Below are 13,923 nucleotides of genomic sequence, written 5' to 3'. Positions count from 1 at the left end.
TGCCCCCCCCGGCCGACTCACTTCGCGTCGTCGGTCATGTCGTCGTCGTCAGCCGCGTCGTCGTCCGCGTCATCGGCTTTGCCGGCCTTGTCGGCGTCGCCCGCCTTCTTGGCGCCGTCGGCCTTGGCGGCCTTGTCCTTCTGCTTCTCGGCGCGCTTCTCGGCGAGGGCGTCGATCTCGGCCTTGGTGACCTTGCCGTCGCGGTCCTTGTCGGCGCGCTCGAACCAGCGCGGGGTCTTGTCCGCCTCTGCCTCGGTGACCTTGCCGTCCTTGTCGGCGTCGGCCTTCTTCAACCGCGCGGCGATCCGCGCGCCGGCCTTCTCGTTCTTGGCCGACCTCTTGTCCTGAAGCGCCTTCGCCTCGCTTTCGTCGATGGTCCCGTCGCCATTCGTGTCGGCGCGCTTGAAGAACTTCTGGCCCGGCGCCTTGATCTCCTCGGCGTCCACCACGCCGTCACGGTTCTTGTCCAATCTCTCGAAGGTCTTGACCAGTCCGCCGCCGCGGGCGCCCTGGGCCTGCTGGCCCTGCGCCTGGGCCGCGGCGGCCGCGAAGATCATTCCGACCGCGATCGCTGCGATCGATGAAAACTGCCTGATCATGAAATCTCCTTCTGGTGAGGCGACGCGAAGTCGTCCGGCGCGGCCGGGACGGGTCATTCCGGCCGCCATTCCCCGCTTGTAGGGTCGCGCTTCAGCGTCGGCCGCTTGGCGCGATCCACGGCGGCTTCGGCCCGCTCGGCCTCCTCGAGGCGGGCGTTGACCCGAACCCATTCACGTTTCAGCGCCTTCACGCCGAACAGCGCGCCGGCGGCCGCGGCGGCGAGGACGATCAGGGGCGGCATTCAGACGCTCCGGAAACTGGCGAAAGCGGCCGGCGCGGCCGCAGGAGGTTAACTTACGGTCGATGGCGGCGGGATGAAGGCGGGATCACAGGCCGAGCCGCGCCCAATACGCACGGGCTCCGATCGCCGCCAGCGTCTCCTCGGCGAGGCCCGCGGCCAGGGAAGCGCCGACGCCCGACGGCTCGCCCTTGCCCATGAGGCGTCTCAGCAGCGACGTTTTCGGCGTCATGACGCGGAGGTCGACCTTCTCGCCCCAGCGCTCCCGCATCGTCGTGCGGATGTCGCCGACCCGGTCGACCAGCCCGAGGCTCACGCCCGTCTGCCCGGTCCAGAAGGCGCCGGTGAACAATTCCGGGTCGTCGGACAGCGCTTTTCCGCGCCGCTCCTTCACCAGCGCTATGAACAGCTCGTGGATCTCGCGCTGGATGTCCTTCAGCCGCTCGACGTCCTCGGCCTTCTCCGGGCTGAAGGGGTCGAGGATCGCCTTGTTCTCGCCCGACGCATAGAGCCGGCGCTCGATCGACAGCCGCTCGATCGCGCGGTCGAAGCCGAAGCCCGCCGACACCACGCCGATCGAGCCGACGATGGAGGCCGGGTCGGCGATTATTTCATCCGCCGCACATGCGATCATGTAGCCCCCCGAGGCGGCGGCGTCCTCCACGAAGGCCGCGACGCCGAGGTCCTTCTCCTTCGCGAGCTGGCGGATCCGCGCATAGATCAGATGCGCCTGAGCGGCCGAGCCGCCCGGCGAGTTGATCACCAGGGCGATCTCCTTCGCGCCCTTGACCGCGAAGGCCTTCTCGAGCGGGCCGGCCACGGCGGAGAGCGTCAGGGCCGGTTTCATCGGGGTTCCGATTCCGATCGCGCCCTGCAGGCGGACGACCGGCACCACCGGTCTGTCGTCCTTTAAGCCTGCCGGCAGAATCGGATTGACGAGGCGGCGCAGGGAGGGCCCGATGCTTGCGTTCATGGGCTCAGGAGATAGCGCTGGAGACGGCCGGCACAACGGGGACGCAGAGGGCGATGAACGCCCTGTGAATGGCGATCTCAGACCCGGTTAAGCCGCCAGCCTTTATCTTCGAAGCAAATCGGAACCCGTGTCGGCTCCGCGTGGTGCGGAGAGGGGGACGAGGCGCCGGAAGGAGTATGTTTTCCGTCGCGGCCCTGCGGGTTTTTCATCCGAGGAGGATTATGAGTATGGTCCGCAATTACGTCCTCGCAGCAGCTCTCGCCGGCGCCGGCCTCCTGGCCGCCGCGCCCACGACCCCCGCTCAGGCGGGCGTCGCCGTCGGCATCGGAGTGGGCGTCGGCCCGGTCCATGCCGGCTACACGCCGGTCTACTACCGCCGCTATCACGGCGGCAGGCGCTATTATCGCCCCTACGCCTACCGGCGGCCCTATGGCTACCGCGCCTATCGGCGTCCGGCGATCGGCGTCTATGTCGCGCCCGCCCCGCGCTACTACCGGCGCTGCTGGATCAACCGCTGGGGCCGCCGCGTCTGCGGCTGACCTTCGCGACCCCCTTCGCAAGCTGACCGAAGACCGGGGACGAGGTGATCGTCTCCGGTCTTTTAACGTCGACGCGAAGCGAGGTCGGAGCGCGACGTCCCGGCCTTGGACTCATTCGGCTGGACCATTGCGCTAGATGCCTCCCGATCCGCCTCGATCCTTCTTCGAGGCGCTGAATGGGTCCCGGCTCAAGGCCGGGACCACAGCGTCCCGCTACTCCATCGCGATCGGCAGTTCTCCGCGCTGCGCAGCGTCGGCCTCCGCGCTGAAGCCGCCGTCCGGCTCATGCATCACGAGCGGGGGCAGCAGCGCGAGCGGCGCGCGACGACCGGCCCGCGCCGCGATCAGCAGCCGGGCGGCCGGCGCGTCTGCGCGGGGATGAACGGGGCGCAGCCTCGCCTCCCCGAAGCGACCCTCCAGCGCGGCGAGCAGAGCGCTAAGCGCCTCCGGCCTGTGGATCATGACCAGCGAGCCGCCGGGCTTCAGCAGCCGCGCCGCGGCTTTCACCCAGACATCGAGAACCTCTCCCGCGTCATGATGGGCGCGGGCCTTGGCGGCGTCGGGCGAGACGCGGAAGCGGCGGCCGTCGTCGAAGGGCGGGTTCATGGCGACGAGGTCGAAGCCGCGCGGCGCCGCGGGTCCGCCGGCGCGGCCGACCGAGGCGACGTCGGCGGCGACGCAGGCGACGCGGTCCGCAAGGCCGTTGCGCCGCGCGTTCTCGTCGGAAAGCGCCGACAGGCGGGGGTCGACCTCCACCAGGGTCGCCCGCCCCGCCCCGCTCGCGGCGAGCGCGAGACCGACGGGGCCGACGCCGGCGCCGAGATCGGCGATCGACGCGCCGTCGGCGAGCCGGGAGCGGACGGCTGCGGCCAGCAGCGCGGCGTCGCCGCCGAAGCGATGGCCCGTCCGCGGCTGAAGAAGGCGCAGCCGGCCGCCGAAGAACAGATCGTCCGAAAGCTCGTCCGGAGACGGGTCCGCCGTCACGGCGTCTCGGGCCGAAGTTCGTGCGAAAGACCGCTGTCCTCGAGCGCGCGCCGGGCGCGCGGCGCGTCCTCCTCGTGAACCAGCACGCGGCTCGCCAGGATGCCGAGCGAGCCTTCGAGCACGCTCATATTGCCGTCGAGCACGAGGATCTCGACGCCTTCGGCCTCGAGCGTCGCGCGCACGAAGGACAGCAGCACGGGGTCGTTGGAGCGGATGATCTCTTGCAAATCGGGTCCTCGCGATGCGCCCCCCGAAAGATTGGGCGAGCGGGGCCGGAGGGCAAATCGCAGCGGCGCGCCGCCATGGTTAGCGGGGTTTTACCGATAAGGCGAAAAATGCCCCGAACGCGCCCAACTTCGGCCCGCCGACGCAGGCATTCACGGCTCCGGGACGCGTTGAGACGACGGAGCCTGCCATGCGCACCGAGCTGACCGCCTTGATGTTCGCCCTGCTGCTCCTGTTGATCGCTTCCGAGAAGCTGTTCGCCGCCCGCGCCATGCTCGGCGGCTGAGGCTGTCCCTGCCTCGTATCGTGGAACTGCTTCCGACTGGCGGCGGCCATACTGCGTGCTTCGAGACGCGTCCCTTCGGGACGCTCCTCAGCATGAGGAGCGTTGTGAATTGGCATCCTCCCACGTCCTCATGCTGAGGAGCCCGCAATCGGCGGGCGTCTCGAAGCACGCAGCACGACAGGCCCAGGCTCCGGTTGAGCGACGCGGGGGAAATCCGGCTTGCCCGCCTCGCGGGCGCCCGATACGGTCCGCGCCCTGACCTTGCGGGCATTTCAGGAGCGGCGTGGTTTGGGCGTGGTGACCCCTCTGAAGGGACGGCAGCCGGCGGAGTCCGACGGACTTGCGGCGCTCGTCGAACTCGTCTCGCCCGGCATGGGCCGCGTCAACGCCTTCATCCTGTCGCGCACCGGCTCCGAGGTCGCGATGATTCCCGAGGTCGCCAACCACCTGATCAATTCGGGCGGCAAGCGCCTGCGGCCGATGCTGACGCTCGCGACCGCGGCGCTCTCCGACTATCGCGGCGACGGCGACGTGAAGCTCGCGAGCGCCGTCGAGTTCATGCACACCGCGACGCTGCTGCACGACGACGTGGTGGACGGCTCCGAGATGCGGCGCGGAAAACTCGCGGCCCGCATGCTCTGGGGCAACGAGGCGAGCGTGCTGGTCGGCGATTTCCTGCTCGGCCAGGCGTTCAAGATGATGGTCGAGGTCGGCTCGCTCGAGGCGCTCAGGATCCTGTCCGAGGCCGCTTCCGTGATCGCCGAGGGCGAGGTGATGCAGCTCGCCGCCGCCAAGAACACCGCGACCACCGAGGACGAATATCTCGCCGTGGTGCGGGGCAAGACCGCCGAGCTGTTCGCCGCCGCCTGCGAGGTCGGGCCGGTGATCGCGGGCCGGCCGCGCGAAGAGCAGGCCGCGGCGCGCAGCTACGGCATGAATCTCGGGATTGCGTTCCAGCTCGTAGACGACGCGCTCGACTATGGCGGGCGCGAGGCCAAGCTCGGCAAGAAGGTCGGCGACGACTTCCGCGAGGGCAAGATCACGCTGCCGGTGGTGCTGGCCTATCGGCGCGGGACGGCGGAGGAGCGCGCCTTCTGGAAGCGCACGCTCGAGAACGGCGAGGCTGAGGATTCCGACCTCTCCGAGGCGATGCGGCTGCTCACGAAGCACGGCGCGATCGACGACACGATCGCTCGCGCCCGCCACTACGGCGCGATCGCCAGGGACGCGCTCGGCATCTTCCGCGGACGGGCCGAGGCCGAGGCGCTGGTCGACGTCGTGGAGTTCGTCACGTCGCGGGCGCATTGAGGGGCGCGCGGACCGCAGCTGTAGCTCAGACGCCTCTCCGGCCGCGCTCACCCCCTCGGCCCGAACAGCACCACCGCCGCGCCGGCCACGCAGATCGCCGAGCCCATCAGGTCCCAGCGGTCGGGCCTGACGCCCTCGACCGCCCAGAGCCAGGCGAGCGAGGCCGCGACATAGACGCCGCCATAGGCCGCGTAGGCGCGGCCAGCGGCCTCGACCTCGACCAGCGTGAGGAGCCAGGCGAAGGCCACGAGCGAGACGAGGCCGGCCGCGAGCCAGCCGGGATGCGCGCCCTGCCGCAGCACCGCCCAGAACGCGAAGCAGCCGGCGATCTCGGCGAGGGCCGCGGCGGCATAGATCGCTGGCGTCATGGAATCTCGGCCTTCACCGGAGCAGGGTCGGCCTTATCCACCATCCCGGCAGCGACTTGTGAAGCGCGCGGGCCGCGCGGCGCGCAGCGCGCTGGTCGTCATAAAGGCCGAACACGGTCGCGCCGGAGCCCGACATGCGGGCGAGCCGGCAGCCCTCGGAGGCAGACAGAGCGTCGAGGCCGAGGGCGATCTCCGGCATCAGCGCGCGGGCGGGAAGCTCCAGATCGTTGCGGCCAGTGAGAATGACGTCAATCGCAGCCGCCGACCCCTCCCCTTGGAAATGTGAGGGTGGCCCGGCGCCAACCGGGTCGGGTGGGAATCGCGCATTATCAAGTCCAACGCTTGGACCGCGCTCGACGCCCCCGATCCCCCCCCGGCTCAGCGCCGGCGCTCCGGTCCACCCTCCCCGCTGCCGCGGAGCGGGGAGGGGCGCGGCGGCGTCGAGGCTTTCTCCCGATCGCAGCGCCAGCGCGGAAAACACTTTGGCAGTCGACAATGCCTTCATTGGGTTCGCAAGCACGGCCGGAATCGGGGCGAAGTCTTTCAGAAGATCGATCTTTTCCCCTCGCCCCGTCATGCGCGCCGCGCGCGACCCAAGACATGCGGGGACGTCAGAGCCGACCGCCGCGGCCGCGCAATGCAACCTATGATCGTTCAACGCGAGACCGTTTTTTTCGGCGATCAGCCGCAGGGCGGCGCCGGCGTCCGCCGAGCCGCCGCCTAGCCCGGCCGCTACCGGGATACGCTTCACGAGTGAGAATAGGCCGAGCTTCAGCCCATCGATCCGCTCGGTGGCGGCCTGGACGGCCTTTAGCACGAGATTGTCGCCGCCCTCCCCCGCCGCGGCCGCGAAAGGGCCGACGACGTGCAAGCCGAGCGCCGGAGCTGGCGAGAGCGTCAAGGCGTCGGCCGCGCAGCCGGCGAAGGCAACGAAACTATCGAGCTCATGAAAGCCGTCGGCTCGGCGGCCGTGGATATGGAGGGTGAGGTTCACCTTTGCAGCTGCGCGCTCGCGGATGAGCATGGGTCGAGAACCGCTTCTCATGACTGCCGCCGGCGCCCGGCCCCGCCGTGGCCTGACCGTAACCAAGCACTCGGCTCCAAACTGAGCGAGAGACAATCATAAACTGAAAAAAACAACTTTTCAGATCTCAAGGACCGCATTACAACCAGTAGTATAAAGCGCTGCAGGAACGCAAGCGCTGCGGGCAAGGAGGCGATCAAATGGCAGGACATGGATGCGGTTGCGGCGGTGACGGCTCGAATGGGCCTGTCCGGTACAATGCGACATCTGTTCAACTTCTTACCGAGCGGGCGCGCACCTTCAACCAAGCCGCCTTCGACAACCCGAACTTGCAGACCTCCTTGTTGGCTGTCGGGCCCAATCTCGCCCTCGAGATACTGAGCTCCGACGAAAACGACAAGAAAAGTCTTGTCTTTTTTCAGCGCGCCGGCACGTTCAACATTCTCGATCTTGATCTGTGCAAATTCGATCTCGATTATCCAAAGATCGAAGTCGAGATATGCTTTGAGATCTCGCCGTTGGGTGACGGACCGCTGAAGATAAAGGGCAAGATCCGCATCGAGTGCCTGGACATCTCGAACCCTTCCGGCTGCTCGATCTCGATAGATTTGGGCGAGACAGACAGGGGAATCCAGGCGCTCATCAACTGGGACTGCCTGAAACAGTGCGCCCCTCAATGTCTGTATTGCGGAGGGAACTGGCAATGCTGGCTCGCCTGCGCCGGCGGTTGCATCATCCAGTGCCTCTGACGCGCCGGAAATAGCCGCTCCAACGAGATCGCCGTGGCCGCCCCAGCAGTCCACGGCGATCAAAGCTCAGCTCGGCGGAGACCGCTTAGACCCGGCCCTTCACCCGCCCTCGCGCTTCTCCTTCACCTCGGCCGTGCCGGTCTTCCTGTCGTCCGGCAGCCCGTCGCGAAGCTTCGCCTCGATCTTCGGCAGCTCGGCGGGCTCGGGCTTCAGCTCCTTGGCGTGGCTCCACTGGAAGCGGGCCTCGAGCTTGCGGCCGACGCGCCAATAGGCGTCGCCGAGATGGTCGTTCATCACCGGATCCTGCGGCCGGAGCTCGACCGCGCGCTCAAGCTCGCGCACGGCGTCGTCGAACTTGCCGAGCCGGTAATGCGCCCAGCCGAGGCTGTCGACGATGTAGCCGTCGTCCGGCTTCAGCTCGACCGCCTTCTTGATGAGCTTCATGCCCTCGTCGAGGTTGACGCCCTGGTCGATCCAGGAATAGCCGAGATAGTTCATCACCAGCGCCTGGTCGGGCGCGAGCTCGAGCGCGATCTTGAGGTCGGACTCGGCCTTCGGCCACTGCTTCGAGCGCTCATGCGCGATGCCGCGCACATAGTAGAGCGACCAGTTGCTCTTGTCGCGGACCGGCGCGGCGCCGGCCTCCGCGCCGGTCGAGGCGGCTGAGGGCTGGGCCGGGCCGGCGGCGAGCGCGTTGGGCGCGGCCTTCGGATCGTCGGCTGCGGGCGCCTTGCCCTGCTGCGGCTTCTCGATCAGGTCGATCGCCCGCGTATAGGTCTCGGCCGCCTCCTTGAACTGCTCGCGCGAGCGCTCGATGTTGCCGAGCGCGACGATCGCCTCCTGGTCGGTCGGATCGGCCTCGATCAGCTTGGTGAGGCGCTTCTTGGCCTCTTCGGTCTTTTCCAGGCGGTCGAGGTCCATCGCGCTCTGGATCTCGGCGTTGCGCTTCAGCGGCGAGCCGTCGGGCACGCGGGCGTAGACGTCGATCGCGTCCTGATACTGGTTCAGCTGGTCGTAGAGGTCGGCGAGCGTCACCAGCCCCATCGGATGGTCGGGCTCGAGATAGAGCGCGAGCTGCAGATAGACGATCGACAAATCCTCGCCGCCCTGGCGGCCGAGCGCGCCGCCGATGCCGTAGAGCACCTCGGCCGCCCCGTCGGAGGCGTCGCGCACCGCGCGCTTGGCTTCCTTGCCCTGCTCGATCTGCGTCTTGGTCTCGCGGATCAGGGGGTGGCGCGGCGCGGTTTTCTCGAATTCGGCGAGCGCCTTCATGGCGCCGGCCTTGTCGCCGTTGCGGGCCCGGAAGGCCGCGACCGCCTGCGCGATGCGGAGCGCCGAGCCGTCGCCGGAGAGCGCCGAATCGAGACGCTTGCCCGCCTCCTCCTTGCGGCCGCCAAGATCGGCGATCAGGCCCGCGTGATAGTCCCGGAAGGTGCCGAAGAAGTCGGCGCCCTGCAGCTTGTCGACGGCGTCGAGCGCCTTGCCGGTCTGGTCGGAGCCGAGCCACGACCAGCCGGTCAGCAGCTGGACCGTGAGGTCGGCGAGCGGCCCCTTGGCGCCGCGCGACAGGTGATGGCGGGCCGCGCCGTAATTGTGCGTGCGGATCGCCCGGACCGCGAGCGCAAGGCGGGCGATCCGGTTCGACGGGTCGGTCGCCACAACACGCTCGGCGAGCCGCATGGCGGCGTCGCCGTCGCCCTCGGCGAGCGTCAGCAGGAAGGTGCGTTCGACGAGTTCGGGATTGCGCGGGTCGTCGCGCAGCGCCGCGCGGAAAAAGGCCGCGGCCGCGGAGGCGTCGCGCTGCGAGCCCGCCACGCGCCCGGCTAGATAATTGCCGGACAGCGAGGCGCGCGAGGCGAGGAGTTCGGCGTCGTCGACGGGATTGGCGAGCGCGGGCGGCGCCGCGGCCGCGAGCGCGGCGACGAAGGCGAACGGCGCAAGGCGCCTGAGCGGGACGGTCACGAGGCTGAAATCCTCCGATGCGTCGGCCGCGCCACGCGGCGCGGGGTCTCGTCTGGCGCAGGATGGACGCGTCGGCGCTGAGCCACAAGCCCGTCAGGCGACCGCCGCTCGATCCGCGTCGGGCGTCGCCGTCAGCCTGTCCCAGGCGGCCATCGCGGCGTCGGCGACGTCCCGGAGCGTCTCGAAGGACGCGCCGTCGACCGCCTGGATCGACATGCCCTGCTGCACCGTCACGTAAAAGCGCGAGATCGCGGCGAGATCGAGGCCCTCGGGCAATTCTCCGCGTGCGACCGCCCGGGCGAGCCGGGCCTCGAGCGCCGCGGCCGAGCCTGCGCGGCGGGTCTTGAGCTCGGCGCGCGTCGCCTCGCAGGCGCCGTGGCCCGACATCGCGGTCAGCACGATCATGCAGCCTGGCGGCCGGCCCGGCCGCGCCAGCGCTTCCGCCGAAAGCCCGAGGAAGGCCGCGACCGCCTCCTTGGCCGTCGGCGCTTCGGCGATCGCTTGCGAGAGCTCGGCGCCGACCTCACGCTCGTAGAGCGCGGTCGCTTCCCGGAACAGCGCCTCCTTGGAGCCGAAGGCGGCGTAGAGGCTTGGCGAACCGATCCCCATGGCGCGGGTGAGCTCCGCCATCGAGGCGCCCTCATAGCCGAGCGCCCAGAACGTCTCCATTGCGCGCCTCAGCGCCTGATCGCGGTCGAACGCCCGTGGACGTCCCCGCATGGCCCGCCCGTTCAACGCCGGTCCAGCTCCGCCAAAATTTTGTAGCGATCGACATATAATTCCCTTGACGGGGCGGCGCAATACGTCAAACTGATTTCTGTATCAACCGACACACAAATAGGCGAACACCATGTCGAACTATGAAGGACCGAAGCGCCTCACCGGCAAGAAGGCGCTCGTCACCGGCGCGAGCCGCGGCATCGGGGCTGCGATCGCGCTCAGGCTCGCCCAGGAAGGCGCCGACGTCGCCATCACCTATGAGCGCTCGGCCGAGAAGGCCGAAGCCGTCGTGGGCGAGATCGGCCGCAAGGCCGTCGCGATCCAGGCCGACAGCGCCGACGCGGCGGCCGTCAAGGCCTCGGTCGAGCGCGCCGTGTCGGAACTCGGCGGGCTCGACATTCTGGTCAACAACGCCGGCGTCGCGCGCGGCGGCGACGTGCCGGACTGGACGCTCGAGGACATCGACCTGACGCTCGACGTGAACGTCCGCAGCGTCATCGTCGCCTCGCAGGCGGCCGCGAAGCACATGCCGGACAGGACGAGCCGCATCATCTCGATCGGCTCCTGCCTCGGCGAGACCGTGCCGTTCCCCGGCCTCTCGGTCTATTCGGCGAGCAAGGGCGCGGTCGCGATCTTCACCAGGGGGCTGGCCCGGGACCTCGGCCCGCGCGGGATCACGGTCAACGTCGTCCAGCCCGGCCCCGTCGACACCGACATGAACCCTGCCGACGGCGAGATGGCGGACGGCCAGCGGGCCCGGATGGCCATTCCGGAATACGGCAAGCCCGAGGACATCGCGGCCGCGGTCGCCTGGCTCGCGAGCCCCGAGGGCCATTACGTGACCGGCGCGCGCATCACGCTCGACGGCGGCGTCAACGCCTGAGCCGGAAGGTTCGAGCCGGGTCACGCCGCTCCAACGTCCCGGCCTTGAGCCGGGACCCCTCCGGCGCGGCGTCGCCGGTCGATGCGGCCCCGTCCAGCCGCCATGCCGGCAAGCGCGGCGTTGATGGGTCCCGGCTCAAGGCCGGGACATGAGCGCGGAGGCTCGGCCGCACCGGCGTCGTTCGCATGGTCAACCAAATCTTAACGACGCGTCGGAAGACGTCTTCCACCGCCTGCATCTCCCGCATCCTGCTACCGCACAACCGCGTGACCGGACGCCGTTGTGAGTTCCTCGTGAGCCGGCTCGCTGCCATCCTCGCGCAGTTGCAAAAGAATCATCTCGCATCTGCGAGAAGGGGGATGTTTGGCGAGTCTACGATGCGGCCCCCTGGCTGGGGCGATGCTGGCCTGCGCGCTCTGCGCCGCGCCCACCCCGGTTTTCGCCCAGCACGCCTGGCTCGGCGACTGGGCCTCCCGCAAGCAGGACGAGATCCGCGTCATCCCCGCCGAGGTCGATCCGGACGCCGAATTCGTCTCGCCGGCAGCGTTCGAGCCTCTGCGGAAGCCGGCCCGCCGGCCGACCCCGGACGAAGCGCGCCGCAACGCCGCGACCGTCGCGCTCTATGAGGCCGCGATCGGCGAGAATTCGCCCGCCAGCCTGCTCTGGACCGGGATAGAGACCGGCAATCCGCTGACGCAGCAGGAGCGCTACCGCTGGAATTCGCTGCGCGACGCCGGGATGTTCGACGCCGGAAAGCGCCGGACGACCATCGAGGCCCTGCAGAATCTCGGGCTCGTCAACGTCCGGATCGGGCTGTCGAACCATGAGATCGACCTCGACAGCCCGGAAAGCTGGGCCGCGCACGACGCCTTCGTGGCGGACCTCGCGCAGGCCGGCCTAAATCTGAGCCTCGACCTCCACCATTTCGGCGTCGAGGATCGCTTCCGCACGGTCCGCCTCGACGGCGCGACCGACCCCGACGGCAGCTACTACCTCCATCCTGACTGGCCGGACTATTTCGCGCGCTTCTCGGCCGAGGCCGTGCGCCGCTACGGCGGCGCGCTGAAGGCCGTGACCATCGTCAACGAGCCCGAGACCACGGTCGGCTTCAATTCGCAGATGTGGCACGGCGCGTTTCCCGGATGGGGCGACCCGCGGCATGGCCGTTACTACGTCGAGCGGGCCTTCGCGATCGCAGTCGCGGCCGTGAAGGCGCGGACGGCGATCGAGGCCGTGACTCGTGAGACCGGCGCGAAGCTGTTCTTCATGCACACCGAGGCTGCGGTCTACAAACCCGGCAAGAGCGACTTCAACCGCTTCACCCGCTTCTTCCCGAGCGACCTGATTCTCGGCAAGGACTGGCTCGCCGCAATCGACCTGGAAAGGCTGCGGACGGCCCCGCTTTCCGAGCTCCGCCGCGAGGCGCGGCGCAAGGACCCGGCGCGCCGCGGCCAGATCCAATGGCTGCTCGACGCCTATGTGTTCGACGACCATGACGAGGACGGGCAGGACCTGCGCCGCGACCGGCTCGCCGGGCTGATCGAGCAGCTTGTGCAGCTGCACAATGAGCTCAGGGAGACCTATGGGGTCGCCATGGCCGACGCCACCGTGTTCGCCGCCGACTACTACGCGCACAACGAGGCCAAGGGCGCGAGCGGCGCCTGGCTCTCGCCCGAGCCGCAGCTCTACGCCGCGCAGTCGCAGGTCGCCGAGCGGCGCGGGCTCTACGCCCTGATCCACGACTACCACCAGCGCTACGGTCTGCCGATGATGATCGGCGAGACCGGCACGCCGTTCTACGCCTATGGGGCGCGCTGGCATAATCAGCTGCTGCTCGAATGCGCCGCCGCCATGGAGGACGGCGTGCCGATGCTCGGCTACACGATGTATCCGCTGATCGACACCCATGGCTGGGAAACCGCCCTGTCGGTCCCCAAGGCGAAGACGATGATCAACACCGGCGGGCTTATGGACCTGTCGCTGGCGCCGCGGCCTTACGTCCGCAGCTTCGTCAACGGGCTGAACAATCAGACCGCCCACGCGGCGAAGGACGATCCTGCGACCGAGGTCCAGTAGGCGCAAGGCACTGGACGGGCGCGCTCCGCGCCCCAAACAGACATGTCCCCGTTCTTTGCGCGAGATGCGACATGGCCCTCCCCGTCCTGAAGGTCCCCTCGAAGCGGCAGGCGGAGCGCTTCACGACGGGCCTCGGCTTCGCGCAACTCGCTCTCGCCGCGTTCGAGCTGGCGCGCCCCGGGGCCCTCGCCCGCTCCGTCGGGCTCGAGCAGAACCACACCTTCCTGAAGGGCTTCGGCGCCCGCGAGATGGCGACCGGCGCAGGACTGTTCGGCTGGCGGCGCGGCCGCGGGCGCTCGCTCTGGATCTGGGCGCGGGTCGCCGGCGACATCGCGGACCTTTGGGCGCTCGCGCCGGCGCTGAGGCGCGACAACCCGAAGCGCGACGCCGCGATCGCCGCGGTCGCGATCGTGGGCGCAGTGACGCTGATCGACATTCTCTGCGCGCGCGCGCTCGACGATCGCTGAGCTGGCCGCCTTCGATCCGCGTGACTCTCGAGGGCCCGCCCCCCGTCACACCACGCGGAAGTCGTCGGCCGTCAGCGCGAGGCCCGCGTCGAGCATGGCGATGAGCGTGACGCCGCCGGCCTCGACGCCGTTGCGGTCGTAGGTCAGCAGGCCGGTGTCGGTCTCGTAGATCACACGGTCGTCGTCGTCCTGCGCGACGCCGTCGGCGCTCGCCCGGAACGCCGCCGCGTCGAGCGCGCCGTTCGGGAGCTCCTTGAACTTCTTGCCCGCAAGGTGGAGCACGTCGACGCCGGTCGTGAAGTCGTCGACGACGTCCGCGCCGCCGACCCCGGGTCCGAAGACCAGCACGAACTGGTCCGCGCCCTCTCCGCCGATCAGCGTGTCGTCGCCGCTTCGGCCCGATATCCTGTCGTCGCCGATCCCGCCCATCAACGCGTCGTCGCCGCCTCGGCCCCACAGCCTGTCGTCGCCTAGGGTCCGGACTCAATTGCACCAGTAGGTGACGGTGGCCGCGATGATCG

General features: G+C 69.2%; 15 protein-coding genes and 1 pseudogene. 6 read left to right on the top strand and 10 right to left on the bottom strand.

What is annotated here, in order from left to right; translation table 11 throughout:
- Positions 1–17 precede the first annotated feature (17 nt).
- From EK403_RS20490 to EK403_RS20480, 3 genes are all read right to left on the bottom strand, one after another.
- Complete coding sequence (locus EK403_RS20490) at positions 18–599, bottom strand: EF-hand domain-containing protein (protein ID WP_164919701.1); 582 nt, start codon at positions 597–599, stop codon at positions 18–20.
- A 53-nt stretch (positions 600–652) separates the two neighbouring features.
- The gene (locus EK403_RS20485; RefSeq protein ID WP_128779315.1) at positions 653–841 is read right to left on the bottom strand and encodes a hypothetical protein; all 189 of its coding nucleotides are present in this window, start codon (positions 839–841) and stop codon (positions 653–655) included.
- A gap of 85 nt (positions 842–926) precedes the next feature.
- A complete protein-coding gene (locus EK403_RS20480; protein WP_128779314.1) occupies positions 927–1,811 on the bottom strand; it encodes a S49 family peptidase in 885 nt (294 codons plus the stop codon).
- 227 nt (positions 1,812–2,038) lie between these two features.
- On the opposite strand from EK403_RS20480, the gene EK403_RS20475 reads away from it, so the two are divergent.
- On the top strand, positions 2,039–2,350 hold the full coding sequence (locus tag EK403_RS20475) for a hypothetical protein (protein ID WP_128779313.1): 312 nt from the start codon (positions 2,039–2,041) through the stop codon (positions 2,348–2,350).
- Positions 2,351–2,563: 213 nt separating this feature from the next.
- On the opposite strand, the gene EK403_RS20470 is transcribed toward EK403_RS20475, so the two are convergent.
- Both EK403_RS20470 and EK403_RS20465 read right to left on the bottom strand, forming a co-directional pair.
- A complete protein-coding gene (locus EK403_RS20470) occupies positions 2,564–3,334 on the bottom strand; it encodes a tRNA1(Val) (adenine(37)-N6)-methyltransferase (protein WP_128779312.1) in 771 nt (256 codons plus the stop codon).
- Entirely contained in the window at positions 3,331–3,561 is a 231-nt protein-coding gene (locus EK403_RS20465; RefSeq protein WP_128779311.1) for a putative signal transducing protein, read from the bottom strand. Before EK403_RS20465 ends, EK403_RS20470 begins: the two co-directional genes overlap by 4 nt.
- A gap of 572 nt (positions 3,562–4,133) precedes the next feature.
- Between EK403_RS20465 and EK403_RS20460 the strand changes: the two genes are divergently transcribed.
- Complete coding sequence (locus EK403_RS20460) at positions 4,134–5,153, top strand: polyprenyl synthetase family protein (RefSeq protein WP_428979634.1); 1,020 nt, start codon at positions 4,134–4,136, stop codon at positions 5,151–5,153.
- A gap of 47 nt (positions 5,154–5,200) precedes the next feature.
- On the opposite strand, the gene EK403_RS20455 is transcribed toward EK403_RS20460, so the two are convergent.
- Both EK403_RS20455 and EK403_RS20450 read right to left on the bottom strand, forming a co-directional pair.
- Complete coding sequence (locus EK403_RS20455) at positions 5,201–5,521, bottom strand: YnfA family protein (RefSeq protein WP_128779310.1); 321 nt, start codon at positions 5,519–5,521, stop codon at positions 5,201–5,203.
- A 13-nt stretch (positions 5,522–5,534) separates the two neighbouring features.
- Entirely contained in the window at positions 5,535–6,545 is a 1,011-nt protein-coding gene (locus EK403_RS20450; RefSeq protein ID WP_128779309.1) for a 4-(cytidine 5'-diphospho)-2-C-methyl-D-erythritol kinase, read from the bottom strand.
- Between the two features lie 200 nt (positions 6,546–6,745).
- Between EK403_RS20450 and EK403_RS20445 the strand changes: the two genes are divergently transcribed.
- Positions 6,746–7,294: a hypothetical protein gene (locus tag EK403_RS20445; RefSeq protein ID WP_128779308.1), complete on the top strand. Its 549-nt coding sequence runs from the start codon at positions 6,746–6,748 to the stop codon at positions 7,292–7,294.
- Between the two features lie 99 nt (positions 7,295–7,393).
- Here EK403_RS20445 and EK403_RS20440 read toward each other — a convergent pair whose 3' ends face one another.
- On the bottom strand, positions 7,394–9,256 hold the full coding sequence (locus tag EK403_RS20440) for a tetratricopeptide repeat protein (protein ID WP_128779307.1): 1,863 nt from the start codon (positions 9,254–9,256) through the stop codon (positions 7,394–7,396).
- Between the two features lie 93 nt (positions 9,257–9,349).
- The gene (locus tag EK403_RS20435; protein ID WP_245479824.1) at positions 9,350–9,925 is read right to left on the bottom strand and encodes a TetR/AcrR family transcriptional regulator; all 576 of its coding nucleotides are present in this window, start codon (positions 9,923–9,925) and stop codon (positions 9,350–9,352) included.
- A 181-nt stretch (positions 9,926–10,106) separates the two neighbouring features.
- Here EK403_RS20435 and EK403_RS20430 point away from each other — a divergent pair, with 181 nt between their 5' ends.
- The 3 genes from EK403_RS20430 (at position 10,107) to EK403_RS20420 (ending at position 13,402) form a co-directional block, all read left to right on the top strand.
- Positions 10,107–10,859, top strand: coding sequence for a 3-oxoacyl-ACP reductase family protein (locus tag EK403_RS20430; RefSeq protein WP_128779305.1), 753 nt, complete (start codon positions 10,107–10,109; stop codon positions 10,857–10,859).
- Between the two features lie 399 nt (positions 10,860–11,258).
- Entirely contained in the window at positions 11,259–12,935 is a 1,677-nt protein-coding gene (locus EK403_RS20425; RefSeq protein WP_128779304.1) for a hypothetical protein, read from the top strand.
- A 71-nt stretch (positions 12,936–13,006) separates the two neighbouring features.
- Positions 13,007–13,402, top strand: coding sequence for a hypothetical protein (locus EK403_RS20420; protein ID WP_128779303.1), 396 nt, complete (start codon positions 13,007–13,009; stop codon positions 13,400–13,402).
- 45 nt (positions 13,403–13,447) lie between these two features.
- Here EK403_RS20420 and EK403_RS23705 read toward each other — a convergent pair.
- A pseudogene (locus EK403_RS23705) lies at positions 13,448–13,867 on the bottom strand (hypothetical protein); the annotation flags it as partial.
- Positions 13,868–13,923: the final 56 nt, after the last annotated feature.

It is taken from the genome of Hansschlegelia zhihuaiae (assembly GCF_004103825.1).
In the GTDB taxonomy this organism is placed as follows: domain Bacteria; phylum Pseudomonadota; class Alphaproteobacteria; order Rhizobiales; family Methylopilaceae; genus Methylopila; species Methylopila zhihuaiae.
This window is presented reverse-complemented; position numbering and strand designations above follow the sequence as displayed.

Bases quoted from the DNA above. Each gene is read 5' to 3' on its own strand.
- EK403_RS20445 (WP_128779308.1), top strand. From the start codon at position 6,746: ATGGCAGGACATGGATGCGGTTGCGGCGGTGACGGCTCGAATGGGCCT.
- EK403_RS20480 (WP_128779314.1), bottom strand. From the start codon at position 1,811: ATGAACGCAAGCATCGGGCCCTCCCTGCGCCGCCTCGTCAATCCGATT.
- EK403_RS20420 (WP_128779303.1), top strand. From the start codon at position 13,007: ATGGCCCTCCCCGTCCTGAAGGTCCCCTCGAAGCGGCAGGCGGAGCGC.
- EK403_RS20455 (WP_128779310.1), bottom strand. From the start codon at position 5,521: ATGACGCCAGCGATCTATGCCGCCGCGGCCCTCGCCGAGATCGCCGGC.
- EK403_RS20435 (WP_245479824.1), bottom strand. From the start codon at position 9,925: ATGGAGACGTTCTGGGCGCTCGGCTATGAGGGCGCCTCGATGGCGGAG.
- EK403_RS20425 (WP_128779304.1), top strand. From the start codon at position 11,259: ATGCTGGCCTGCGCGCTCTGCGCCGCGCCCACCCCGGTTTTCGCCCAG.
- EK403_RS20490 (WP_164919701.1), bottom strand. From the start codon at position 599: ATGATCAGGCAGTTTTCATCGATCGCAGCGATCGCGGTCGGAATGATC.
- EK403_RS20475 (WP_128779313.1), top strand. From the start codon at position 2,039: ATGGTCCGCAATTACGTCCTCGCAGCAGCTCTCGCCGGCGCCGGCCTC.
- EK403_RS20450 (WP_128779309.1), bottom strand. From the start codon at position 6,545: ATGCTCATCCGCGAGCGCGCAGCTGCAAAGGTGAACCTCACCCTCCAT.
- EK403_RS20430 (WP_128779305.1), top strand. From the start codon at position 10,107: ATGTCGAACTATGAAGGACCGAAGCGCCTCACCGGCAAGAAGGCGCTC.
- EK403_RS20485 (WP_128779315.1), bottom strand. From the start codon at position 841: ATGCCGCCCCTGATCGTCCTCGCCGCCGCGGCCGCCGGCGCGCTGTTC.